The organism is Moellerella wisconsensis ATCC 35017 (genome assembly GCF_001294465.1).
Lineage (GTDB): Bacteria > Pseudomonadota > Gammaproteobacteria > Enterobacterales > Enterobacteriaceae > Moellerella > Moellerella wisconsensis.
This window is the reverse complement of sequence record NZ_LGAA01000003.1, coordinates 61,007-85,146: the sequence shown is the minus strand read 5'-3', so window position 1 is coordinate 85,146 and position 24,140 is coordinate 61,007. Positions and strand designations below refer to the sequence as shown.

General features: G+C 40.5%; 24 protein-coding genes. 8 read left to right on the top strand and 16 right to left on the bottom strand.

Going from position 1 to position 24,140, the window contains the following annotated elements; translation table 11 throughout:
• Positions 1-5: 5 nt before the first annotated feature.
• The 6 genes from M992_RS01375 (at position 6) to potD (ending at position 6,176) form a co-directional block, all read left to right on the top strand.
• Positions 6-557: a fimbrial protein gene (locus tag M992_RS01375; protein WP_248842475.1), complete on the top strand. Its 552-nt coding sequence runs from the start codon at positions 6-8 to the stop codon at positions 555-557.
• Positions 558-572: 15 nt separating this feature from the next.
• A complete protein-coding gene (locus tag M992_RS01370) occupies positions 573-1,538 on the top strand; it encodes a fimbrial protein (protein ID WP_053907050.1) in 966 nt (321 codons plus the stop codon).
• Positions 1,539-2,255: 717 nt separating this feature from the next.
• Positions 2,256-3,365 (top strand): spermidine/putrescine ABC transporter ATP-binding protein PotA, encoded by a 1,110-nt coding sequence (gene potA / locus M992_RS01365; RefSeq protein WP_053907049.1) that lies wholly within the window; start codon positions 2,256-2,258, stop codon positions 3,363-3,365.
• Entirely contained in the window at positions 3,355-4,215 is an 861-nt protein-coding gene (potB, locus tag M992_RS01360; RefSeq protein ID WP_047255987.1) for a spermidine/putrescine ABC transporter permease PotB, read from the top strand. The genes potA and potB overlap by 11 nt, the downstream gene beginning before the upstream one ends.
• Positions 4,212-4,991 carry a spermidine/putrescine ABC transporter permease PotC gene (gene potC / locus M992_RS01355; protein WP_047255988.1) on the top strand — a complete coding sequence of 260 codons (780 nt, stop codon included), beginning with the start codon at positions 4,212-4,214 and terminating at the stop codon, positions 4,989-4,991. The genes potB and potC overlap by 4 nt, the downstream gene beginning before the upstream one ends.
• A gap of 132 nt (positions 4,992-5,123) precedes the next feature.
• Positions 5,124-6,176 carry a spermidine/putrescine ABC transporter substrate-binding protein PotD gene (potD, locus tag M992_RS01350; RefSeq protein ID WP_047255989.1) on the top strand — a complete coding sequence of 351 codons (1,053 nt, stop codon included), beginning with the start codon at positions 5,124-5,126 and terminating at the stop codon, positions 6,174-6,176.
• Between the two features lie 165 nt (positions 6,177-6,341).
• On the opposite strand, the gene M992_RS01345 is transcribed toward potD, so the two are convergent.
• The 16 genes from M992_RS01345 to M992_RS01270 all read right to left on the bottom strand — a co-directional run bounded on the left by M992_RS01345 (position 6,342) and on the right by M992_RS01270 (position 20,963).
• Positions 6,342-6,668 carry a DMT family transporter gene (locus M992_RS01345; protein WP_053907048.1) on the bottom strand — a complete coding sequence of 109 codons (327 nt, stop codon included), beginning with the start codon at positions 6,666-6,668 and terminating at the stop codon, positions 6,342-6,344.
• 16 nt (positions 6,669-6,684) lie between these two features.
• Positions 6,685-7,107 (bottom strand): DMT family transporter, encoded by a 423-nt coding sequence (locus tag M992_RS01340; protein WP_053907047.1) that lies wholly within the window; start codon positions 7,105-7,107, stop codon positions 6,685-6,687.
• Positions 7,108-7,193: 86 nt separating this feature from the next.
• Complete coding sequence (locus tag M992_RS01335; RefSeq protein ID WP_053907046.1) at positions 7,194-7,928, bottom strand: hypothetical protein; 735 nt, start codon at positions 7,926-7,928, stop codon at positions 7,194-7,196.
• 16 nt (positions 7,929-7,944) lie between these two features.
• Positions 7,945-8,589 (bottom strand): phosphate propanoyltransferase, encoded by a 645-nt coding sequence (locus M992_RS01330; protein ID WP_053907045.1) that lies wholly within the window; start codon positions 8,587-8,589, stop codon positions 7,945-7,947.
• The gene (locus M992_RS01325) at positions 8,586-9,041 is read right to left on the bottom strand and encodes a BMC domain-containing protein (RefSeq protein WP_053907044.1); all 456 of its coding nucleotides are present in this window, start codon (positions 9,039-9,041) and stop codon (positions 8,586-8,588) included. Before M992_RS01325 ends, M992_RS01330 begins: the two co-directional genes overlap by 4 nt.
• Positions 9,042-9,054: 13 nt before the next feature.
• Positions 9,055-10,005, bottom strand: a complete 951-nt coding sequence (gene cutD / locus M992_RS01320) for a choline TMA-lyase-activating enzyme (RefSeq protein ID WP_053907043.1) — start codon at positions 10,003-10,005, stop codon at positions 9,055-9,057.
• A gap of 97 nt (positions 10,006-10,102) precedes the next feature.
• Positions 10,103-13,537 carry a choline trimethylamine-lyase gene (gene cutC / locus M992_RS01315; RefSeq protein ID WP_053907042.1) on the bottom strand — a complete coding sequence of 1,145 codons (3,435 nt, stop codon included), beginning with the start codon at positions 13,535-13,537 and terminating at the stop codon, positions 10,103-10,105.
• An 87-nt stretch (positions 13,538-13,624) separates the two neighbouring features.
• Positions 13,625-14,773, bottom strand: coding sequence for a 1-propanol dehydrogenase PduQ (locus tag M992_RS01310; RefSeq protein WP_053907041.1), 1,149 nt, complete (start codon positions 14,771-14,773; stop codon positions 13,625-13,627).
• Complete coding sequence (locus M992_RS01305; RefSeq protein WP_047255998.1) at positions 14,766-15,044, bottom strand: EutN/CcmL family microcompartment protein; 279 nt, start codon at positions 15,042-15,044, stop codon at positions 14,766-14,768. Before M992_RS01305 ends, M992_RS01310 begins: the two co-directional genes overlap by 8 nt.
• A 52-nt stretch (positions 15,045-15,096) precedes the next feature.
• Entirely contained in the window at positions 15,097-16,734 is a 1,638-nt protein-coding gene (locus tag M992_RS01300; RefSeq protein WP_053907040.1) for an acetaldehyde dehydrogenase (acetylating), read from the bottom strand.
• A gap of 86 nt (positions 16,735-16,820) precedes the next feature.
• The gene (locus M992_RS01295; protein ID WP_047256000.1) at positions 16,821-17,099 is read right to left on the bottom strand and encodes a BMC domain-containing protein; all 279 of its coding nucleotides are present in this window, start codon (positions 17,097-17,099) and stop codon (positions 16,821-16,823) included.
• Between the two features lie 13 nt (positions 17,100-17,112).
• Positions 17,113-17,397 carry a BMC domain-containing protein gene (locus M992_RS01290; RefSeq protein ID WP_047256001.1) on the bottom strand — a complete coding sequence of 95 codons (285 nt, stop codon included), beginning with the start codon at positions 17,395-17,397 and terminating at the stop codon, positions 17,113-17,115.
• A 20-nt stretch (positions 17,398-17,417) separates the two neighbouring features.
• Complete coding sequence (locus tag M992_RS01285) at positions 17,418-17,696, bottom strand: BMC domain-containing protein (RefSeq protein ID WP_004249182.1); 279 nt, start codon at positions 17,694-17,696, stop codon at positions 17,418-17,420.
• A gap of 723 nt (positions 17,697-18,419) precedes the next feature.
• Positions 18,420-18,938, bottom strand: a complete 519-nt coding sequence (locus M992_RS01280) for a FidL-like protein (protein WP_053907039.1) — start codon at positions 18,936-18,938, stop codon at positions 18,420-18,422.
• Positions 18,935-19,801, bottom strand: a complete 867-nt coding sequence (locus M992_RS01275) for a winged helix-turn-helix domain-containing protein (protein ID WP_053907038.1) — start codon at positions 19,799-19,801, stop codon at positions 18,935-18,937. Before M992_RS01275 ends, M992_RS01280 begins: the two co-directional genes overlap by 4 nt.
• A gap of 586 nt (positions 19,802-20,387) precedes the next feature.
• A complete protein-coding gene (locus tag M992_RS01270; protein ID WP_053907037.1) occupies positions 20,388-20,963 on the bottom strand; it encodes a 4Fe-4S dicluster domain-containing protein in 576 nt (191 codons plus the stop codon).
• Positions 20,964-21,202: 239 nt separating this feature from the next.
• On the opposite strand from M992_RS01270, the gene M992_RS01265 reads away from it, so the two are divergent.
• Complete coding sequence (locus M992_RS01265; RefSeq protein WP_053907036.1) at positions 21,203-22,126, top strand: LysR family transcriptional regulator; 924 nt, start codon at positions 21,203-21,205, stop codon at positions 22,124-22,126.
• 401 nt (positions 22,127-22,527) lie between these two features.
• On the top strand, positions 22,528-24,108 hold the full coding sequence (locus M992_RS01260; RefSeq protein ID WP_053907035.1) for an L-lactate permease: 1,581 nt from the start codon (positions 22,528-22,530) through the stop codon (positions 24,106-24,108).
• The last annotated feature ends 32 nt before the right edge of the window (positions 24,109-24,140 follow it).

The following is a 24,140-nucleotide window of genomic DNA, read 5'->3' as shown; positions in this document are numbered from 1 at the left end:
TAAAAGTGAAAAAGTTGCCTATTTCTTTATTTTTTATCATGCTTTTTTTTAGTCCAAAATATCTTTTTGCGGACAGCAGCATGTTAAAAGGGGATGTTAATTTTAGGGGGAGCATCGTTTCATTACCCTGTAAAATAAGTTTATCTTCACTTGATCAAAATATTGATTTAGGGCCTATTTCACTTAATTTTTTTCAACAAATTGGCGATCGTAGCCCGGCTAAAAAAATACGATTAAAATTTGATGATTGTATTTTTCCATCATATTTACGGAATGATCGTGAACCTGTGGTGAGATTAATGTTTATTGCGGAGCCAACAAAAAGTACTGATCCCAACTTATTTGGTGGTCAGAGTTTACTCGATGGTTTTGGTATTCGATTACTGGATGAAAAAGGACATGAAATACCCAATGGAGAGTTTCGAAATTATCCGGTGAAATTTGATCATAATCAGCAAATTATTTTGTATTCCATGCTGGAAAGCTATCTTCCTAAAAATGAATTAACCCTAGGTAATATACGTAGTCAGATCAGACTAAATATTGATTACCTATAATTGGGATGAGGCCTAATGATAAAATTACGCATTAATATAACAAGCATTCTTTCGGCTACATTATTGTTATTATGTAGTTTACCCGTGATGGCATTAGATTGCGTCGAAGCAGGAACTAATGTGGTGACTAAACCTCCCGTTCCTGTCGGGCAATTAGCTATTCCCTCTGATATGGAGCCAGGTACGATTATTTGGGAGTCAAACCCGCTGACGGTAACCGTCTATTGTAATAACGTACAAACCAATAAAGGTGATGTGGTCTATATGTATTTTAACCCGACATCACAATCGTTGGGTGATGGGTTATTATTAGGGGCTCGTTATAATGGGCAAGAGCTAGAAAAAAATGAACAGCGTGTGAGTACCGGTACTAATCCGATTTATCCGAAGCAAAGTGTTACCTTTACTATTACATTTGTTTTGTATGTTAAAGTGACAGGTAAAGTACCCCAATCAGGCACTTACACTGGGGATGATAAATTTACTGTGTTTCAATTTGATGGGAGTTTAGGGCTGAATAAACTTCCTGGCGCCAAGAATTTACGTTATTCTGTTTCGGGATTACGTGGGATCCGATTCCTTAAATGTGGCGCGGATATTAAAGTATATCCAGAGACTCAACAAATAGATTTTGGCCAATTACTGGTGACAGATTTAGATCAGAATCAGGCGTTTAATAAGAGTTTTCAAATTCAAGCGGTAAAAAGAGGTTGTCTGGATAACTTTTCATTAAATGTTAACTTTGAGACTAATGATCCGTTAAATGGCGATTCGGCAATAGATTTAAAAAATGGGACTAATTTAACTATTTTAGATAGCGATAATAATAAAGTTAAGTTTAATTACTTCCAATTTTTTGGCAACTTACCTACCGGCTCGACGGATGTTACTCGTAAATATACTGCTTCGGTGAAGAGAGTCAGTAAAGTGACAACCGGGCCCTTTAGTGCTTCTACTGTGGTGAAAATTAATTATTATTAATTGATGATTGTATAGCGTATTAATTTAAAGCATTTTTTGAAGGGCAGATAAGTATCTGCCCTTTTTTATGTGTGTGTTTTGAGTAATATGATTTTTTTTGATAAAAAATAGTCGCTCCTAATGATCACAATAGAGAGGGATTTTATTTTTCTGATACAAATGTAACTAATAAAAACATCATGTCTGCTTAGACAGAATAAAATATTATAAATTGATTTAAAACAAATGGATATGAAGTTTTTAATTAGATATGTTTTATAGTTAAACGGTAATTATCTTCATTAGCAGTCGTATAGATCATCATTGGATGAGTCTCTAATTAATATTTTGATTTAAAATAAGAAATTAATTTTATTATTAGATTATTTAGATCATAAACGGTAAATCATCGATGATTATTAACCAATAGTTATGGTCTCTCAATAAAAAATATTTTTTAGACTATATTCTATAATTATTTAATTTAACTTAATGTTTTAGATGCGTTTATTGATTACTAAATAATAAGTTAACCACATTAAAAAAATACAAGTTTTCTGTGATCCAGCTTTCAATTTTATCAAACTGCGTTTATTATGCCCGCTTCGTAGTAATTCTATTGGCGCTACTGGTTTTGGGCTTCTCTGGAGAGGCGTTAATCACCTCCGAAGCTTATTACAGTCTTTTTCCTGTAGCGGTTCTATCTGCATTCTTGTAAGGGATAGAGTGATAACATAAATGACTGAGAAAACCTCTCACACACCACTAGTTGAACTCAAAGCGGTTAGCAAAGGGTTCGATGGCAAAAATATCATTTCACAACTCGACCTGAAAATTAATCATGGTGAATTCCTGACAATTTTAGGTCCCTCCGGTTGTGGTAAAACCACGGTCTTGCGCTTAATTGCCGGGCTCGAAGATGTCGATAGCGGTACACTTATTCTGGATGGACAGGATATTACCGATATTCCGGCAGAGCAGCGTTGCGTGAATACTGTCTTTCAGAGTTACGCTCTATTTCCACATATGACGGTGTATGAAAACGTTGCATTTGGTTTGAAAATGCAAAAATTACCGGCACATGAAATTGCACCTCGGGTTGAAGAAGCCTTACGTATGGTGCAGTTGGACGCTTTTGCTCAGCGTAGACCGAACCAATTATCCGGGGGACAACAACAGCGCGTGGCGATTGCTCGGGCGGTAGTTAATAAGCCCAAAGTATTGCTGCTTGATGAATCATTATCGGCACTGGATTATAAATTGCGTAAGCAGATGCAGAATGAGTTAAAAGCACTGCAACGTCAGCTCGATATTACCTTTATATTTGTTACACATGACCAAGAAGAAGCTTTGGCTATGTCTGATCGTATTTTGGTGATGCAAGCTGGGCACATTGAACAGGATGGCACACCGCGTGAAATTTATGAGGAGCCTAAAAACCTGTTTGTGGCACAATTTATCGGCGAAATTAATATTTTTGATACTACCGTTCTGCATCGTATTGATGATAAAAAGATCCGTGCGCGGGTCGAAGGGCATGAATGCGATATCTACACGGAGCTGAATGTTACCCCAGGGCAATCGGTCAAAGTCCTGTTAAGACCGGAAGATTTACGGGTTGAAGAAATTCATGATAGCGAACATGTGCCAGGATTAATTGGATATGTGCGTGAACGTAACTATAAAGGCATGACGCTAGACTCTGTGGTTGAAATGGAGAATGGCAAAATGGTTATGGTCAGTGAATTTTTCAATGAAGATGATCCCGACGTTGATCATTCGTTGAATCAAAAAATTGCCGTGACTTGGGTAGACAGCTGGGAGGTGGTGTTGGCTGATGTTCAATAAACGTAAGCTATTACAGAATATAGTGATTATTGGTGTGGTCACTTGGTTATTGCTGTTTGTTTTTATGCCGAATCTCATGATTATCGGTACCAGCTTTTTGACCCGTGATGACGCCAATTTAGTGCAAATGATTTTCACTTGGGACAACTATACGCGATTGTTTGATCCTCTATATGGCAAGGTGATGTTGCATTCCTTGAATATGGCGGTAATTGCTACGCTGTGTTGTTTGCTGATTGGCTATCCTTTTGCATTTATTTTGGCGCGTTTACCGAAAAAACTGCAACCCTTGATGCTGTTTTTGTTGATAGTCCCGTTCTGGACTAATTCACTGATCCGTATTTATGGCCTTAAAGTCTTCCTCAGTACCAAAGGCTATATGAATGAATTTCTGTTATGGATTGGACTGATCGACAAACCATTTCGCTTGATGTATACCTCGGAAGCCGTGGTGTTGGGCTTGGTGTATATTTTATTACCTTTCATGGTAATGCCGCTATATTCTAGCCTCGAAAAGTTAGATAAACCTTGCCTTGAAGCCGCAAGGGATTTAGGGGCTAATAAATTCCAAACCTTTATTCGTATCATTATTCCACTCACTATGCCGGGTATTATTGCCGGGTGTTTATTGGTGTTGCTGCCTGCGATGGGGCTGTTTTATGTCTCTGATTTAATGGGCGGATCAAAAAATCTGTTGATTGGTAATGTGATAAAAAGCCAGTTCCTAAATATTCGCGATTGGCCATTTGGTGCAGCGACTAGCATAGTACTGACACTGGCGATGGGGCTATTACTGTTCGTGTATTATCGCGCCAGTAAATTGCTGCACAAGAAAGGAGACATGGGATGATAGGGCGTATTTTGCGTAGTGGTTTTATGACCATCGTCTATGCTTATTTGTATATTCCCATCATTCTGCTGGTGGTTAATTCATTCAATAAATCTCGCTTTGGTATTAATTGGCAAGGGTTCTCAACCCAGTGGTATGGCTTATTGATGAATAACGATAGCCTGCTGCAAGCTGCGGGGCATTCATTAACCATGGCGGTACTTTCCGCAACCTTCGCGACCGTTATCGGTTCGTTGACCGCAGTGGCTTTATATCGGTATCGTTTCAAAGGTAAGCCGTTTGTCAGCGGGATGTTATTTGTGGTGATGATGTCACCAGACATAGTTATGGCGATTTCGTTATTAGTACTGTTTATGTTATTGGGAATATCTTTGGGTTTTTGGTCATTATTATTTTCCCATATTACTTTTTGCCTGCCATTTGTGGTAGTTACCGTTTATTCTCGCTTAAAAGATTTTGACGTGAAGATGTTAGAAGCGGCAAGAGATTTAGGGGCGGGGGAATGGACTATTTTGCGCAAAATAATTTTACCTTTAGCCTTACCCGCAGTGATTGCCGGCTGGTTATTAAGTTTTACATTGTCGATGGACGATGTGGTGGTTTCGTCATTTGTGACCGGACCAAGCTATGAAATTCTACCGTTAAAAATTTACTCGATGGTAAAAGTTGGGGTCTCGCCAGAGGTCAATGCATTAGCCACCATCTTGCTGTTATTGTCATTAGTATTAGTAATATTAAGCCAGTGGGTATTACGTGATCGGCTGAAAAGTCATTAATCGATAGGGCGTCTTGTTATCGTTTATCACATGGATTGATACCTATGAGGTATCAAAGGATATCAAGTCGCTATGGTGTGACTCTGTAGGCTAGAGCATGACGAGTCTATTAACCGTTGAAGGAAACGTTATATGAAAAAGTGGTCCTATCTTCTCGCTGCCGGCATCATGGCCGTCGGTATTGGTTCAGCGACTGCCGCTGATGATAACGCCAAGAATGTGCTGTATTTTTATAACTGGACTGAATACGTTCCGCCAGGTTTGCTTGAACAGTTTACTAAAGAGACTGGGATTAAAGTGATTTACTCCACTTATGAATCCAATGAAAGCATGTACACCAAGCTGAAAACCTATAAAGAGGGAGCCTACGATTTAGTGGTACCATCCACTTATTTTATTGCCAAAATGAGCAAAGAAGGGATGCTGCAAAAAATAGATAAAAGCAAACTCAGCAATTTTGATAATCTAGACCCGAGCTTGCTGCACAAAGATTTTGATCCACAAAATGATTATTCAGTTCCCTATATTTGGGGCGCGACGGCAATCGGTATAAATAACAGTGAAATAGATCCTGCCAGTATCACTTCATGGGCAGATTTATGGAAACCACAATATAAAGATAGCCTACTATTGACCGATGATGCGCGTGAAGTTTTTCAGATGGCGTTATTAAAACTGGGTTATTCAGGCAATACTAAAGATCCAAAACAGATCGAAGAAGCGTATCATGAATTACAAAAATTAATGCCAAACGTATTAGCTTTTAATTCCGATAACCCGGCCAATCCTTTTATGGAAGGTGAGATTGATGTGGGAATGTTGTGGAATGGTTCGGCATTTGTAGCTCGTGAGGCGGGCGCCAGTATCGAAACTATTTGGCCAAAAGAAGGCGGTATTTTCTGGATGGACAGTTTAGCTATTCCGGCGAATGCTAAAAATACCGAAGGTGCGCATAAATTGATTAACTTTTTACTGCGCCCTGAAATTGCAGCCCAAGTAGCTGAGTCTATCGGTTATCCGACCCCAAATAAAAAAGCCAAAGCGATGCTGCCGCAAGAATTACAGCAAGATCAATCGTTATATCCTGATCAATCAATTATAGAGCAGGGAGAGTGGCAGGATGATGTTGGCGATGCAAATATTTTATATGAAAATTATTTTCAGCAATTAAAAGCTTCGCGATAATTGAATTAAATATTAATTAATCTAAAAATAAAAATAGCGATATCTGATGGAGGTATCGCTATTTTAAATATATTAATCCCTATCGATTAATCGATATTAATAAATATTAAGTTTATTATATGTAGAATTAATTTTATATATTATATCGTATATTATTAATTTTAATTATAGCGTAGAGAACGCATTCATAATAATTCCGCCAGTAATAATAAGTGCCATAGCAAATACAGCAGGAATATCGGGTTTTTGTTTATATAAAATCATCGATAAAATAGTGACGCCGACAATACCAAAACCACACCATAAAGAATAAGCCACGCCGACCGGAATATAATCCATTGCGCGAGTTAGGGCGAAATAACATAAGCAATAAGCAATAACCACCAGAATAGATGGTGCGAGTTTACTGAAACTATTGGTTTTTTTAATCATTGAGGTACCCGTAATTTCGGAACCAATAGAGAGTGCAAGCCATAAAAAACCGGTAAACATAAAATATTCCTTTTAATTAATGAATTGCTTTTTTATTTAACGCGGGGGTGACAGTAACATCATCGCTGACAGCGACAGGCTCTTCTTCTTCAGCACCCATTTTAGAAAATAGATTCATGATAACAATGCCACTGGCAATGATCGCCATACCGACGATAGCCGCGGTATCAGGGTGCTGACCATAGAATGCCATACCCAAGGTGGATACCACCAGAATACCGGTACCGGACCAAGTCGCATAGGCCAACCCGACAGGAATATTTTTTACTGCTTTTGATAATGAAAAATAACAGACTATATATAATAGAATAATTAATCCTAATAAAAATGTTTTGGTCATTCCTTCACTATTATCAAACATTTTTAATGTTGATGTTGCTGATGTTTCAGAAACAATAACTAATAGCATCCACAGCCAAGCTTTCTTTTTGGGTGACATTACATTTACTCCTGATTATTGAATTTTTAGTTATATTTAACGTGGCATATATTATTTAATTTATGCCACCGTATTTATGCCAAGTATTAAGATTTGCTTTTTAAATTCTTTAAATAATCTATCGCCGAGTCAGTGAGTTTTGAACGTGTTGAGTTATATTCTCCAGGATTATTCATGACATCGTTTAATGTGATATAACGTTGTTCTGTTATTGGCGCTATTTCTGATTTTTGGTCAGGGTAGCCTGATTTATCAAAATAAGGTTTCTCAGAATAAGTCTGATGAGATGTTAATTTGTGTTCTGCATCAGGTAACGAACAAAAATCAATACCTGAGCAGATTAATTGCTCTATATTTTTCTGGATAAGTTGGTTATGGGCCGTATTTTTATTCATACCTAAGAGTGTATTTAATTCACTCGTAGGCGAGCAGTTATAGGCTAATGCGATGATGTTTATATTTTGCATTAAGGCGGTATGAATAATTTGTGTTTCTTGCCGATTAAATAGCCCATTAGCTAAATCCCCCAGTGTGGAAAAATCCATAAAAGGAATAAATAAATGTTGGTACTGAGCAAGGTTGGCGGCCAGGGTAGCTTGTTCAGGATTTATGACCTCGCCTAACTGATCCCATTGCTCTAGGCTATGGATATGGCGGGCATTCTCGGCGATATACAGCGAAAAATGACAGCGATTGCATTGCTTCAGGCGTTGATAAATCTCATGTTGGTAACCGCTGGCGGCAGTCAGTACCAACAATACTTTGGGCTGAAAGCGCTGCATAATTTGATTAACCAGTTGTTCAAACAGTTGATTATCCACATCGCACCTCACCTGATTAACTAACAATAAAAACACTGTCGTTGTTGCTTAAACCGGCCGCATTTGCCTCATCGGTATCAATATGAAACTCTAAGGTAAAGTGTGGGCTGACACGGATAACGACTTGATCAAATACGAGACTGCGTAGCCCCTCATTTTTTACCTGCACGATTTGACCGTCAGTGACATTAAGTGAACGTGCATCCAGTGTGCTCATATGAATATGACGCTGCGCACAAATAACTTGCGAGGTGAGATGAGTATGCCCCGCAGGACCGACTAATAATGCATCGCCAGATCCCGCAAGATCGCCAGAGCCTCGTATCGGCGCTTTAACTCCGAGCGCGTAGCAATCTGCTTTTGAAATTTCTAATTGGCTTGTTGAACGCTCGGGCCCCAGCACTCGAACTTTGCTCAGAGAACCTTTAGAGCCCACGACTAAAACACACTCTTTTGCAGCATATTGTCCCGGTTGTTTTAGCTCTTTCAGCGGGGTTAATTGATAGCCTTGACCAAACAGAACATCAATATCTTGGCGTGAAAGATGCACATGTCGATTAGAGATCCCGACCGGAATGGCGATTTTCCCTTGCGCAATATTAACGTTATGTTGTAAAGGTAAACGCGCGTTAATTTTGCTCATTAGCAATTGATTAATCATTGTTTTTTACCTTTACGAACTTCAGCTTTGCCTCGCTGATCGGGTTTAATTAGTTCAGGCTCTATTGGCTTCACTTCAGCTATTTCTGCCGATTCAAATAATTCAGCGGGTGCTGGAGGCGTGGGATTTTTTTCAGTACTGAGCGTCGATTGAGACGCAGGCTGAGCAAAAAATTGATGCTGATTGGTCAGGTTAAGATGCTGGATCACGTGGCTTTCAGGGCGAGCGATAACTAAGCTACCGACCACTAATTCCGCCGGGCTAACCACGGCAATTCCGCTATCGATGGCGGTGCGTACTGCGCTGATTTCTCCTTGAAAACAGATGGAAACTAGCCCGGAACCTATTTTACGATAGCCTATAATTTCTACGCTGGCTGCTTTACACGCGGCATCTGCGGCATGGATGGCGGCGGTGAGTCCACGGGTTTCAATGACGCCCAAGCTATTCATTATTCACTCCTATTTAGTGACGGATTAGACGGATATCGAAATCATAATTTTTGAAGAAATGTTCTAGTTGTTCTAATTCTTCATCGCTGTAGCTCAAGTCTTGTTTAATCGGATAAATCATATCGAGCTTTTCATATTTGGTGCGACCAAGCTGATGATAAGGAAGCACTTCGATACGTTTAATATTGCCTTTTTTCGCCAGCTTAATGACATGCTCGAATGCCCCAGTGATGGCGTCATATGAGTCGTTATAACCGCGGATCAATGGCATACGGACGACAATATTCGCACCGGCATTGACCAAATAGTCGAGATTTTTTAGAACGTTTTCATTGCCGATACCAAACAACTGTTTATGCTGTTGGCTATCGATGTGTTTGATGTCATATAAAAACAGATCGGTGACGGCGGCGAGTTTTTTATAATTTTCTGGATTTGTCGTCCCTTGGGTTTCAACCGCGGTATTGATCATCATGCTTTTACAGGCTTTAAATAATTCAACAGCGAAATCAGTCTGTAAGCTCATTTCTCCGCCACCGATAGTGACGCCACCCCCTGAAGAAATATAGAAATCATAATCTTGCATAATGACGTCCATCAGTTGGCTGACGGTCATATCTTTGCCCATGATGTCGAGTGCGCCAGAGATACACACCTCTTCGCATTTACGGCAGCCAATACAATCTACAGCGCGATCGATTTGGTGAATTTTTTCACCTTGGCCGTTAAGAGTAGTGTAGTGAACACCGGCGGGGCAGACATCGACACATTTGCCACAATTGACACATTTGTCGTGCGAAAACATCACTTGGAAATCGCTGCTCAGGCCTTCAGGATTAGCACACCATGGGCAACGAATATTGCAGCCTTTTAAAAAAATCAGGGTGCGTATTCCATCTCCATCATAAATAGAATATTTCTGGATATTGAATATTCGGCCTTGGGTTTCCTGCGCTGCTTCCATTTTAGCTCTCCTTAATCGATATCAGGCATCCTTGCCTGTACAACCTCGCGATAATAATGGCGAGAATAGGGGCGAATAGCTTGCCCCTTGTGGATGGTTAGAATTTTTCAATCACGGTACGGCTGATGATTTCATCCTGAACTTCTTTGCATAATTCAACAAAGTAGGCGCTATAACCGGCAACTCGAACAATCAAGTCGCGGTATTTTTCTGGCTCTGCTTGAGCTTTTTTCAGCACTTCGTTATCGACATAGCTGAACTGCATTTGACCATTACCTAAGATTGATGCGGTTCTTAGCAGGGTAATTAATCCGTTGCGGCCTTCAGGCGTATCGAGTAACCCTTTGAGGAATTTGAAGTTATGCACCATGCCGATATTCATGGTTTCAACGTTCATTTTACTGACCGATTTAATCACCGCAGTTGGACCTTGTTTATCCGCACCTTGGGTTGGGCTGATACCATCAGACAGCGGCATCCAAGCCAGACGACCGTTCGGTGTTGCTGCGGTTAATTCACCAATCGGGGTATTATTGGAGATAGACAAAGTTCCGTGGCTCAAGGTGGAATAGAGCATTTTGTATTTACGGCATTCTTTTTCTGTCCACTCGGTAATATCCAGAGCAAAATCATCGGCATAGTTATCATCGTTACCGAATTTCGGGGTGTTCAGGCAGTCTCTGCGTAGCTCTTCATAGCCTTCGAAGTTGGCTAATAGACCGTCGCGAATTTGCTCTAAAGTGTATTTTTTATCTTCGTAAACCAGCTTACGAATCGCCGCCATGGAATCGACATAGGTAGCCAAACCAGAGAAAATGAGCCCAGGGCCATGGTTAATCATTGCCCCGCCGGCAGCGACATCTTTACCTTGTTCCATACAGCCTTCAACCATCAGAGACATCAATGGCTTAGGCGCGACATCACGATGAACACGCTGGCTGATCACCGTTCCGATAGCCGAAAGACGAATAATATGAGCAATCTGTTGTTTGACCGCATTATCAAAGTCAGCAAAGGTTTTCAGAGAAGTTAAATCCCCGGTATCCAGCCCTTGATAGCTATCAAATAACACCATGCGACCTCGATTTAATACAAATTCAATAGCGATAGGCCATTGGGTATAACCAGTTGATGTCCATTGATAAATACGGCCTGATTTTTGCGGTTCAACACATCCCATCAAGCAATAGTCACGCGCATCTTCAAAATCAAAGCCTTTACGCAGCATCATTTTGATATGTGAATCATCAAAGTGACAGGCAGGAAAACCCATACCGGCTTTCACCACATCGACAATTTTTTCCATATATTTTTGTGGTGATTGGTTATGAATACGGCACGCCAAAGAAGGCTGATATACTTTGATAAAACGTACAGCGTCCATAATGAGGTAGGTCAAATCGTTACAAGCATCGCCGCCTGTCCGTTTTTGTCCACCGATAGTCAGGTTGATAAAAGGTTGATAACCTGCAAAATATTTTGCACCTAACTCACTGGACATCCACATTAATTCCGCACATTTCAGAATGAATGCTTGCATCATTTCTTGCGCTTGCTGTTCCGTGATGCGGCCTGAATCAATATCGGCGCGATACATCGGGTAGCAATATTGGTCGAGGCGACCAAGTGACAGCCCTGTTTGGTTTTCTTCAACTTCAAATAGAGATTCTACTGTCCAGACGCTTTGCAAAGCTTCTTGCAGTGTTTTTGGTGGATTAGCCGGCACATTTTGGTTAACTTCGGCAATAGTTAATAATTCTGCGCGGCGAACTGGATCATTTTCTTTTGCGGCTAATTCACGGGCATGCGCTGCGATGCGGTGGGCATAAGCCACTACGCCTTCACAGGTTTCAATCGCCGCTTTGTAGAAGTAAATACGGTCGATATCCTCAGGGTTTTCCATGCTGAGTTCAGATAATTTTTGATGGGCCTCGGCTTTAATGCCATTCATCCCTTTGGTGAATAACAACACGTCATAGCCCGGACACGTATCGCCGCCACCATTGATTTGGTGATAAGACAAGTCGCTGACAAAGGTTTCGCCGCTGAACGCCCATACGCCGGCTTCACGGTATTGCGCTTCACAGATTTCGTCCAGAGAACGACCTTCCCAGAACGGGACGATCTCTTCGCGGATCACTTTTTTATCTTCTTCTGAAATGATAAAAGGATCTTGTGGGCGGGTGCTCATGGTGTCTAATTCGTCTCGCACCCAGCGCCAGGCGATATCTGGCGAGAATGCGCCGGCACGTGCTTTACCACATGGATGACCGACAATTAGCTCTTCATCTTGAATTAAAATAGGTGCCGTTTCGCAGGCTTTACGGAAGGCTTTTGCGCGCAGCAAAATAGCCGGTAATCCTGGATTATCACGTACGACTTCGGTGAAGGTTATGGCGCGATAAATAGAAACACTTGGGCGCGCTTCTAAATAATTGTTACGCAGGCGCTGCATTCTTGGTGTTAGCCCTTCCATGACGTTGAAAGGTTGGCTATCGGGGGTCTGTGCGGGGGCAATATAAGGTGCGTTGGCGGCTGAATATTGAGGCTGAGCAGAAGCGTGTCCATTGTACAAGCGTACTTGCGGTAAGCCGGGGATCATCGCCAAATTTTGTTGGGCAGATAACAGCATTTCAGACAATGGATTGATGCAAACACGTGGATCATGCAAGTGTGCGCCATGGAGCATGGCATCAAACATCGGATAGCCGTCGATCAGTTTAGTGGTACGCACTTCAGAAAGCTCTGCCAGTTTTAACCACAGATTTTCAATCCATTCATACGCTTGGGTGGGTGTTAAGTGGCCTGCATCGATATCACGTTGATAATAAGGATAAAGTGCCTTATCAAAGCCGACAGGATTGACCGCATAGCTGCCATTTTCGAGGTGCAGAATCAATTGGAACAGGTAAAAGGCTTGGCAGGCTTGTTTGAAGTTTTCTGCTGGGCCTGTGGCGATTTTAGCTAATACCACCGCGCTATCGTGTAATTCTGCTTTGCGGTATGGATTGCTTTCTGCGTTAGCTTGGTTTTCAGCTTGGCGTGCTAAAGATTGAGCAAAATAGCTGGCGGCATCGCAGGCATAAATTGCCGCGCGACCCAAATTAGCTTCGTCCATACTGCTACGATTCACTGCACTGCCAATATTGCGGACACGGTTTTCTAATTGATATTTAATCGCACCGTAGCCTTGGCTGATCACCGCCATATAGTCTGGCGACGGTGTGGCATTATCGCCCGCCAGGAAGTTAAAGATAGAAGGGCTTTTTAGCTCATCTTCAGTATGAAAAATAGCGGCACGAGGGGTGGATGACTGACTGCCGATAATCAATTCGTCTTGGGCAATAAAAGGCGGTAAATTTTTGATTAATTCATAAAAACGTTGTGCAGGTTTGATAGCCTGTGGAACACCGGCAATCTCGCCATTGAAGGCACTGAGAATGTTCGCACGTTCGGTACTGATTGAACTGTTACGTGATACTAAACGTTCTGCCAGCATTTTCACGCGTGGCGTTAAAGAGTATTTGGCCATATTGGCTCTCCTGATATTCTTCTTTGACTGCCCCAAGGCAGTAGCCCGTTATTTTTAAGTTGTAGGTGCTATTAACCGCCGTGGGCATTAAGCGTGAGATACCCCGGAAAATGCCTGTCGATAAAGCGTTTCCAAGTCATGTGCTCTGACATGGCGTGGATTGGTGGGAGTACAGCTATCCCGTAACGCTTGATTGACCATTTCAGTCAGTCGTAAGTTAAAGTCGGTTTCGCTCACACCGCTATCCGCAATACTGGCCGGCATAGCCATTTCCTCTTTGAGCACATCGATGGCGACTATCAGGCTGTGCACGCCTTCGCGTGTTGTGTTGCAAGGTAAATCAAGTGATTTAGCTAATGCGGCATAGCGTTTAGCAATCGCGTTATCGCAGTTGCCGTGAAAATCAGCATTAAAAGCAATTACGTGGGTCATAAGTAGGGTATTGGCACGACCATGTGGGACTCTAAATACACCACCTAATGCGTGGGCTAAACTGTGAGTTATCCCTAGGGAGGCATTGGTAAATGCCATGCCCGCGATACATGAGGCGTTATGCATTTTTTCTCGAGCCAACAGATTGTCACCTTTGCGCCAGCAATCGTAGAGATGGCTGAAAACTAATTTGACCGCTTTCTCGGCTAATCCATCGGTAAAATCGGTGGCTTGACGTGAAACATAGGCTTCTAGTGCATGGCATAGCACATCCATTCCCGTATCTGCGGTGATACTTGGGGGGACCGATTTGACTAATGCCGGGTCAAGAATAGCGATATCGGGTAGCATAAATTCATCAACCAGCACCCATTTTTCAGATTTAGCTTTAATCACAGAAAAAGAGGTGACTTCAGATCCGGTTCCGCTGGTCGTCGGGATGGCAACAAAGCACGGTTTTTGACGCGATGGGTCCTTACGGGTATGCCAAAGGGAGAACATGACGGCTTTAGCGGCATCAATGACTGAACCTCCCCCAAGGGCCACTACCGCATCTGGATAATGGCTATCCATTACTTTCATGCCATTGACGATGGCTGAAATATCAGGATCTGATGCGACATCAGCATAAACTTGATATTCGATACCCTTTTTTTCTAGCAAATTAAGTACTTGCTCGGCGAAGCCAAACTTCACCATCGCTTGATCCGTGACGACAAATACGCGGCGGGCATTGAGTGTATTTAGGCTCTGCAATGCATCAGTGCCGAAATAAACTTTGGGTTTTATCAGAAATTCACTCATGGGTTTTTGATCCCTTAACATCCCGGTAAACTTTCTCAACAATGGCGACAATAGACATGGCCTTGTAACTCTCTTTATTGAGCGCCAAGTATTTTTCAGCCAGTACGATGTCATCTTGTCCGGCACCAACGCAGTCAACAGCCACATAGGTACGGTCTTTTAATGGAGTAAGATCGTCCCCCAGCGCGTTGAGGATCAGCAAGTTACTGCCTTTCAGTGCATCGCATTTTTGTGTTGCTATTACATGGCCGACCACTTTTGCCAAGATCATGGTTATGTCGCCTATGGTTTAAGAAATTGATAAACACGCTACGCAGTAAAAATTACTGAGTAAGACGCCCAAGAACTTCTTTAATGATGCGTTCGACATTCTCTTCTGTAATCTGACGTTGAGAAGCTGCTGGAGCCGTGGTGCTGGTGGCCGATGCTGCAAAACGGTTATCACCCTGCGCGTACAGATCCGCAGCTGTATTTTCAGCATGAACTGGCGTGAGTGCATAATTATTGAAGCGAGTATCATCAAAGATGCTGGTTTGTGGCTGGTGAGTTTGATGTGCCTGACAAACCGGTACTTGTGCGGCTTGGCTAGGGTGTCTTAGCTCATCAATTGAACGTACGCCATAGCCGATTTTACGAATATTAAGTAAATTCATCGGGCCGACATTATCAGAACTTGAACCGCCACCCACAGCGCCACAACCTAAGGTTAGGGCAGGAGAAATATTAGTGGTTGCACCAATACCACCTAAGGCCGCAGGGGTATTAACTAACATACGGTTAACTGGTTTTTCTAGGGAAAACTCTCGGATAACATCTTGATTTTGTGTGTGAATAACTAATGTGTGACCAAGGCCTTCATTGGTCAGTAGTTCAACCACTCGCGCACAAGCCGCTTGCCAATCTTCTTCGATATACATCCCTAAAATAGGACACAGTTTTTCGCGCGAATAAGGGTTTTTATGCGATACCGTAGTTTGGATAGCGATTAATACGCGTGTGGTCGCCGGTACTGAAAATCCTGCAATTTGGCTAAGATGAACAGCGGTTTTACCGACCACTTCAGGATTAATCGTGCCGTTAGGGCGCAGCAGTAGTGCGGCGATTTTGGCGGCTTCTTCTTCATTCATGAAGTAAGCCCCTTGCGCCAGTAATTCGCGCTGGACTTCATCTTGAATGCAACGTTCGACAATGATTGATTGCTCTGAGGCGCAAATTACACCGTTATCAAACGTTTTACTGGTAATAATGTCATTTACCGCTTGAGGGATATTGGCGCTGCGTTCAATAAATGCCGGACCATTGCCGGGGCCACCACTGATAGTCGGAGTTCCTGAAGCATAGGCGGCACGTACCATACCTTCGCCGCCGGTAGCTAGGATCAGCGAAACATCTTTGCTGTGCATCAATTCTTTAGTGGCGTCTAAGGTTAATAGTGTGACAGCATCAACGATCCCTGCTGGCGCACCGGCTTCTTCGGCGGCGCGTTTAACGATTTCTAGCGCACGTTGACTGCATTTTCTAGCATTGGGATGCGGTGAAAAAATAATCGCATTCCCGGCTTTCAACGCAATCAGTGTTTTATAAATAATGGTGGAGGTCGGATTCGTCGAAGGAACCAGTGCAGTAATTACGCCGAGTGGGACACCAACATCCATCACTTTGTTGATTTGGTCATCGCGGATAATACCGACAGTTTTAATATCTTTGATATGCTCATAAACACGCACTGAGGCAAAAATATTTTTGAGCACTTTATCTTGCCAGTTACCGAATCCCGTTTCTTGATTCGCTAATTTGGCTAATTCTTCTGCGTGCTTCGCTGACTCCATGGCAATGTGTTTAACCACACTGTCGATTTTCTGTTGTGAGAATTTGGCAAAGATAGCTTGTGCGGCTTTGGCATTACGTACCAAATCACGGGCAAGCTGTCTGGATTGCAAATCCTTATCTAATACAACCATGGTCTTCCTCCGGGCGGGAGTTAAAAGTTTTTAGCTGAATAACTTATTGTTTTTATTTATTTAACCTAAGTATTTAAGCCAAATATTTAGGCTTTGTGCTGCGCAGCGATTTTCTCAATATCATTATGAGGTCTGGCAATAACGCGCGAACTCACCACGGTGCCAATGCGCTGTGCAGCTTGAACGCCAGACTCTACGGCAGCATTGACTGCACCTACGTCGCCTTTGACCATGGCAGTAACCAAACCCGAGCCGACGTTTTCATAACCAATCAATTCAACATTGGCAGCTTTGCACATGGCATCAGCGGCTTCGATACAGGCAACGAGACCTTTAGTTTCGACTAGACCGAGTGCTTCTTTCATAGGTAATTCCTTATTAGTCAATGACTTTGTACTGAGCAATGATTTTTTGAATATCATTGTGAGGGCGAGGGATCACCAATGAAGTCACCACAGTACCGACGCGTTGAGCTGATTCGATACCTGAATCAACCGCCGCTTTGACTGCGCCAACATCACCTTTCACCATAGCGGTGACTAAACCAGAACCCACATTTTCATAACCAATCAGTTCAACATTGGCGGCTTTACACATGGCATCAGCGGCTTCAATACAAGCCACTAAACCTTGAGTTTCAATCAATCCTAATGCATCACCCATCGTTGATTTCTCCAAAGCGATTACGCTTTATGTTTAATAACAATTTTGTTGATATCGTTATGAGGACGAGCAATCACCAGAGAAGTGACAACTTCACCAACGCGCTGAGCAGATTCAACACCGGAATCCACCGCTGCTTTTACTGCGCCAACATCGCCTTTCACCATAGCGGTGACTAAACCAGAGCCGACATTTTCATAGCCGATAAGCTCGACATTGGCGGCTTTACACATGGCATCGGCAGCTTCAATACAGGCCACCAGACCTTTGGTTTCTATCAGACCTAATGCATCACCCATTTTTATTTCCTCCGAGGAGTCGGTTTTCACAGTTGTTTTTATAGCTGTCTCTCTTTCTTTTTCTGCCTAATCACGGTTGGGTTGATTCATTTACGTGATGGCAGATTTACGTTCCATAGCCACTATAGTCCGGCAAAAATAAAACAAAATATAAATTCGTAAGAATCAATTATTTAGATAAAAAATCTTTAAAATAAATCTTAATTTGATATTTTTTATTTATTTGATCTTATTTTTTGGTTTTTTTTATACGTTGATATTTTATTGGATTAGCTGTTTTTATCGTTAAAATTAACGCCAGCAAATGTGTTAACAAGCTGCTAAAAATATGCAAACAGATAGGTTCAGGGCAGAGGACAGAGTGTGCGATGGCTCACTGTTTTTGGCCTTTTTTAGCCGGAAATAAATGGCTTAAAAAATAAGAAAATCATCAATAATAAATTTTGAGAGATAGATCACTTGTTGGTCTTGAAAAGAATCAGCGTAATAATCGGGACTCACTGATTGATGATGAATAATGGCTTATAAATAATGAGAGTTGAACGGTGGATCAGCTGCCTATAACCGTGAGGGCATATAATTGGTAGCATCTTTGTGATGAAGCTATATTGATAAGGTAAGGTTGAAAGGCTGATATTGAGAAGGAATATTATTAGGCTGGCAGATAGCTAGCTCAAACAGCAATGAGTTTATTAACCATAATTAGAACTAGCTCTAGAGCGATTAATTAAATTTGCTGCCCGGTTTTAAAGTACAAATAAACAGCGGTGAGTTTAAGGAGCTTAATAGCAATGTTTTATCATTTAATAGCTGAGCATTAAGAAACAGCCCATCGTGGCTATCTGACATTTCTCGCATAAAATAATCAAAAATAACATTGGGCGATTCATCAATAGAGGACGCGCTAGATTCCCATTGGCTAATATGATATTGGCGAATAGTCGGTGAAACACGGCGTGAGGTATAATTCAATTTTACATAGCGCTGAAGATATAACCAACCAGCAGCTGAATCTGTATAGCCTTCGACCACAATTGATCCTTGACCATTTTTGGCAAAACTAAAATGAATATTGCCATTTACATTCTCATTGTCCATATTTTCAAACCGCATAATCGCTTTAGTCGAGCAGTTCATAATACCGCCATCATTACGCTCTAATAATGCCATCACACAGGGGATTGTCACGATGATAAAAATAATTATGGATAGAACACAGAGTGTTTTGCCTGTTATTTTCATTGATATTTCCAAGAGTAATAAAAATAGTTATCACAATAACTAAAGGGATTATCCTCATGCTTGGCACAGTGAGCCAAGAAAACCCGGCCTAACCCGTTAGTTTGTAATTTGTCACCATAGAAAAAGATAAAGCGCTCATCGGTTCCACATTTAATCGCCAAATTATCTTTGACGGCATTAAAATTATTGGTGTAGTTTTCTTTAACTACGGAGTTAATCATTTCCTCGGTAGATGACAATTCACAATTTTTTTCTATTAATGATAACAGAGGGATAGGTTTTATTTCTGGTTGAGAAAATACGACCAGTAGGGTTAATAAAGCGGTACAGGCCAGAAAGACAGCACTGGCTAGATACCAGCAAATATCAGGTTTTACCGATGATTTTAGGGTATTGGATATGTCAGAAATATGCTCAATATCTGAAGGAATATCGGCGCTATTCTCGGCTACTTGTACCAAATCTTGATGCAGTATTGGCTGGTTACTTTCTGGGTATTCTGTTGATTCATTCGTGTTTGAGAGTAAAGTAGTCTCATTGATCAGCTCAAATTTAACGTCTGGGTTTAATTCTAATTTACCTTTAGGAATAGTAACAATAATATTATCAATACCGTAATGACGAAATGTTTTACGTAATAAACTCAAATATTGATTAAGGTTACTGTTTGATGAAACTAATCCATTATCATCCCAAACTTTCTTAAGTACCTCATCTCGAGTAATAATCCCTGGATGTTGGATAAAAAAATACAGTAATGAATTTGCTGTGATGGTTAATCGTATTTCGGGCTGGCCATCGTTTAATGTTAGCGAGCCATCAGCGGGATCATAATCAATCAAGGCATTTATTTTATATTTCATGATTGCCTCGTTAAACTAAGTAGGTTACAAATTAATGAATAATTATTTTTAATGAACAATTGTTTGCTAAATTATAATAAACATGGGTAAAAATTTATTATGTTGTATATATCTCTATTAATACAAATTTATAGCTAATTATTTTAAGTAAGACTGTATTAACTAAGACAATATTTAGTGAAACTGAATTAATCAAGAATAATACGATTTACTCTCTGCTCCTTGATATATAGCATAAGGGATGCAAATACAGGGGTGGCATAGAGGGTGTTTTTGCTTTTTGATAGGCTCATCATACCTATCAGAGGGTGAGTGACTTATTGATCAAAATCAACAGAAGTTATTCAATAAATAAGGCAATGTGCAATTTGTCTGGTAGCTCACATTATGAGTAAATACAGGTCTACATCATTTTTATAAAAATAAAATATATTTCGTAAAAAGAATTAATCTATATAAATAGTAATTAATGTAAATATTCACTAATAAAAATAATATTTACTAAGTAAATAATTATTTTTATTTAAATGTTTAATAAAAGATAAAAATAATATATTAGTTAATTACGGTTATTTAAACAAAATTTTTAATTGGTTAATCTAGGTATTCCTGGCTCGAGACTAATATAGCCGTGATAGCAGGCAGTTTTACATTGGCCACAACCATCACAATTTGTTTCATCTATTATAGGTTGATTGAGAGGATCAAATGTTAAAGCTTCAGATGGACAGCTATAGCTACACATGCGGCAGCTAGCATCACGTCGACCAAAGCAACTACTTGATATTATAGGGTTAAAACTAGTATCTGCGACAATATCAAAATTTAAGGCGCCAGTAGCACAAGCTTCTGTACATTTTAGACAACTGCCCGTATCACAGGCACTAAAATCAATATTCAGTACCGGGCGATTATTTTGTAGGGAAATAATGCCATAAGGACAGGCGGTAACACAGTCGCCACACCCGCTACATAAATGCATAAATAGCGCTTCAGCGACAGCTTGGGGAGGGCGACCATCACTACGTTTTATCACACTCTCATCGATTTGTTGTTGGATTTTTTTGCCCGCACCAAATAATCCACGCAGTAAACCCCGACGGCTGACACTACGATGAGACAGTAAAGCTCGATAATAATTGGCGTCGCGTGAGTCTGACATAGCGGTTATTTATCCTATTTAATAGCGTGAAGCTAGTATAAATAATAATGGGCTCGCATGGGCTGAGATTGATCAAAGACCAGTGATTTTTGGCCATAGATTATGTGTTTTTTATCATAATATTTAACTCTCCCACTAGATTTATTGTCACAAGAGTAACGATAATGCCCTTTGAATAGCGAAAGAGGTATAATTTTGATAGTTGACTGAAAATTGGATCAGTTTATTAGGGATTATTTATGATATCGACACATGATTATGCGAACGATCTAATTCTATTTTCGTTAATTGTTGATTGTGGATCTTTTAGTAAAGCAGCGGAAAGTGCGGGTATTAGTAGTTCCGTACTAAGTAAGCGAATTAGTAGATTAGAGAAAGATTTGGGCGCGCGTTTACTGTATCGCACCACGCGCAGTTTATCAGTCACCGAAAATGGACGTTTATTATATCGCCATGCCAAGTTAATTAGCGAACAAACGCAACAAGCATTGCAAACGGTTAGTGAAACCAGTGACGAGCTAACCGGGCTTATTCATATGTCGGTTCCAACTATTTCAGGGGAGCTTATTTTAAGTGAAAGCGTGGCAGAGTTTTGCCAAAAATACCCTAAAGTAAAAGTCGAGATGCGGTTAGAAAATAGATTTGTTGATCTGGTTAATGAAGGTATTGATTTAGCCATTAGAACCGGATTAATGCATGACTCCAGTTTAATTGCTCGGCATATTATTGATTCGCATTGGGTTATTATTAGCTCGCCAGTCTATTTAGCCACTCACTCAGAACCTAAAGTTCCCGACGATTTATTGCAACATAATTGTTTAACTTATACCTATCAGCAAGGCGGAACGGATAATTGGTTAATTAAACATCCTGACAGTGATGATGTGTATGAATTGCAAGTTAATGGCAGTTTAGCGGTGAATAATGCTCGCGGTATACGCAAAGCTATTTTGAGTGGACATGGTATCGCAATGGTACCGCGTTGTATGGTGCACGAAGATTTAGAAGACGGCAGTTTAGTCGAAATACTTAAAGGATATGGGGGGAAAAAATTAGGCGTGTATGCGGTTTATCCCTACACTCGTAATTTACCACTAAAAATACGCTTATTAATTGAGCATATAACCGAATCTTATCAAAATATAAAACCTTACTTTGGTTAATCATAATACTGCTACCGAAATGTTGTGGCAGTTTATCTATTTTGCAATTAATCAATCTATGCCATATAGAAAATAGCGAGCAAACTCGCTAGCTTATTATAATCTATTTTTTATTACCCCGTTTTTAGACATGATGTTTTGATTTTTATCGCTTAATTAATGTGACATTAGGCTTTTGTCATATAAATAAAATATTTAATCTATTGTTTTAAAACATATTTATTTATCTCCCCAGCTCCCATGTTTAAGTTAAATACGATATTTTAACCCCACAATCCAAATGTTAAATAAATGAAGCATAGAATTAATTATAGGGTTGTGATTAAAATAACTAAGTTAAAAAAACGTTACTTAAGCATTAACTCATATGACATAAAACTATAATAATGTCAGGGGAACCTATGTCTCTATTTTTAAGTGTCACGCCTATTATCATGCTGATCTGGATGATGACCAAGCGTCGCAGTTTACCATCTTATATTGCTTTACCTTTAACCGCGTTGGTGATTTATGGCATTCAATTAATCTGGTTTAAAAATGACTATGTATTATTAAATGCCAATATTATTACTGCGTTTATTGCTGTATTAACCCCGATTTCTATTATAGCAGGGGCAATATTACTTAATAAATTAATGCAAATTAGTGGTGCCGAAAACACACTACGAGCTTGGCTAGAAAATATCAGCCCAAATCCTGTGGCGCAAATAATGATTATCGGCTGGGCGTTTGCTTTTACTATTGAAGGTGCGAGTGGTTTTGGTACGCCTGCTGCTATCGCTGCCCCTATTTTAGTCGGTATTGGATTCCCACCCATACGGGTGGTATTATTGACCTTAATAATGAACTCCGTGCCGGTTTCATTTGGTGCGGTTGGCACTCCGACATGGTTTGGTTTTGCCATGTTAGGATTAAGTGATGACAGTATTTTTGCGATTAGTCATTATACCGCGCTGATCCATTTCGTTGCCGGTTTTATTATTCCGTTAGTGGCATTACGTTTTATTGTTAGTACACAACAGATTAAACAGAATATTGTTTATATTTTGTTGAGTGTGGTGAGTTGCAGCTTACCTTATTTTTTACTGGCACAAATAAATTATGAATTCCCAGCCTTAGTCGGTGGTGCGATTGGTTTAATGTTGTCGGTATTAATTGCTAGAATGGGAATTGGGTTAAAAAAATGTGAACGTAAGCATCAGAAACAAGATATTCCTTTCGCTAAAATAATTAAAGCAATGACTCCAACATTGTTACTAATTGTTATTTTGATAATCACTCGTATCCATCAATTAGGTATCAAAGATTTATTAAATAGCACCGCAGTGATGTGGCAGTTCAATTTAGGTTTCCTCGGCAATGTTACTATTAGTAAGGCGTTAATTTTCGAGCTGAGTAATGTATTTGATACCGGTGCTTCTGCCAATTATAAAACTTTATATGTGCCAGCTTTGCTGCCATTTTTCGTGGTGGTGTTCTTTTCAATCGGCTTATTTAGATTGAATAGACAGCAAATCAGCGAGATGTTTAGCCAAACCGCTAATCAAATTAAAAAACCATTCATAGCCCTATTTGGTGCACTCATTATGGTCAACTTAATGATGCAGGGTGGAAATTTGTCTCCGGTAATAATTATTGGTAGCTCTTTAGCTGGGGTTACCGGGCATAGCTGGTTATTGTTCTCTTCCTATTTAGGGGCGTTAGGGACCTTTTTCTCGGGTTCGAATACTGTATCGAATCTAACCTTTGGTGGTATTCAGCAATCTATTGCGCAGTCGTTAGGGTTGAATATCAATCTAACACTGGCATTGCAATCGGTCGGTGGCGCGATGGGTAACATGGTGTGCCTGAATAATATTATCGCGGTTTGTACCATCTTGGGGATCTCTAAATCTGAGGGGGATATCCTCAAAAAGACAGTCTTACCTATGATGCTTTATGGGGTGATTGCCGCAATTATGGCGCTGATACTGTCAGCTTAGTATAAATAAGTATCCCCAGCTTACATAATATA

What these genes read in the sequence shown, in the direction of transcription:
- M992_RS01370 (WP_053907050.1), top strand. Translation starts at nt 573, where the DNA reads ATGATAAAATTACGCATTAATATAACAAGCATTCTTTCGGCTACATTA.
- potA (WP_053907049.1), top strand. Translation starts at nt 2,256, where the DNA reads ATGACTGAGAAAACCTCTCACACACCACTAGTTGAACTCAAAGCGGTT.
- potB (WP_047255987.1), top strand. Translation starts at nt 3,355, where the DNA reads ATGTTCAATAAACGTAAGCTATTACAGAATATAGTGATTATTGGTGTG.
- potC (WP_047255988.1), top strand. Translation starts at nt 4,212, where the DNA reads ATGATAGGGCGTATTTTGCGTAGTGGTTTTATGACCATCGTCTATGCT.
- potD (WP_047255989.1), top strand. Translation starts at nt 5,124, where the DNA reads ATGAAAAAGTGGTCCTATCTTCTCGCTGCCGGCATCATGGCCGTCGGT.
- M992_RS01345 (WP_053907048.1), bottom strand. Translation starts at nt 6,668, where the DNA reads ATGTTTACCGGTTTTTTATGGCTTGCACTCTCTATTGGTTCCGAAATT.
- M992_RS01340 (WP_053907047.1), bottom strand. Translation starts at nt 7,107, where the DNA reads ATGTCACCCAAAAAGAAAGCTTGGCTGTGGATGCTATTAGTTATTGTT.
- M992_RS01330 (WP_053907045.1), bottom strand. Translation starts at nt 8,589, where the DNA reads ATGATTAATCAATTGCTAATGAGCAAAATTAACGCGCGTTTACCTTTA.
- M992_RS01325 (WP_053907044.1), bottom strand. Translation starts at nt 9,041, where the DNA reads ATGAATAGCTTGGGCGTCATTGAAACCCGTGGACTCACCGCCGCCATC.
- cutD (WP_053907043.1), bottom strand. Translation starts at nt 10,005, where the DNA reads ATGGAAGCAGCGCAGGAAACCCAAGGCCGAATATTCAATATCCAGAAA.
- cutC (WP_053907042.1), bottom strand. Translation starts at nt 13,537, where the DNA reads ATGGCCAAATACTCTTTAACGCCACGCGTGAAAATGCTGGCAGAACGT.
- M992_RS01310 (WP_053907041.1), bottom strand. Translation starts at nt 14,773, where the DNA reads ATGAGTGAATTTCTGATAAAACCCAAAGTTTATTTCGGCACTGATGCA.
- M992_RS01305 (WP_047255998.1), bottom strand. Translation starts at nt 15,044, where the DNA reads ATGATCTTGGCAAAAGTGGTCGGCCATGTAATAGCAACACAAAAATGC.
- M992_RS01300 (WP_053907040.1), bottom strand. Translation starts at nt 16,734, where the DNA reads ATGGTTGTATTAGATAAGGATTTGCAATCCAGACAGCTTGCCCGTGAT.
- M992_RS01295 (WP_047256000.1), bottom strand. Translation starts at nt 17,099, where the DNA reads ATGAAAGAAGCACTCGGTCTAGTCGAAACTAAAGGTCTCGTTGCCTGT.
- M992_RS01290 (WP_047256001.1), bottom strand. Translation starts at nt 17,397, where the DNA reads ATGGGTGATGCATTAGGATTGATTGAAACTCAAGGTTTAGTGGCTTGT.
- M992_RS01285 (WP_004249182.1), bottom strand. Translation starts at nt 17,696, where the DNA reads ATGGGTGATGCATTAGGTCTGATAGAAACCAAAGGTCTGGTGGCCTGT.
- M992_RS01280 (WP_053907039.1), bottom strand. Translation starts at nt 18,938, where the DNA reads ATGAAAATAACAGGCAAAACACTCTGTGTTCTATCCATAATTATTTTT.
- M992_RS01275 (WP_053907038.1), bottom strand. Translation starts at nt 19,801, where the DNA reads ATGAAATATAAAATAAATGCCTTGATTGATTATGATCCCGCTGATGGC.
- M992_RS01270 (WP_053907037.1), bottom strand. Translation starts at nt 20,963, where the DNA reads ATGTCAGACTCACGCGACGCCAATTATTATCGAGCTTTACTGTCTCAT.
- M992_RS01265 (WP_053907036.1), top strand. Translation starts at nt 21,203, where the DNA reads ATGATATCGACACATGATTATGCGAACGATCTAATTCTATTTTCGTTA.
- M992_RS01260 (WP_053907035.1), top strand. Translation starts at nt 22,528, where the DNA reads ATGTCTCTATTTTTAAGTGTCACGCCTATTATCATGCTGATCTGGATG.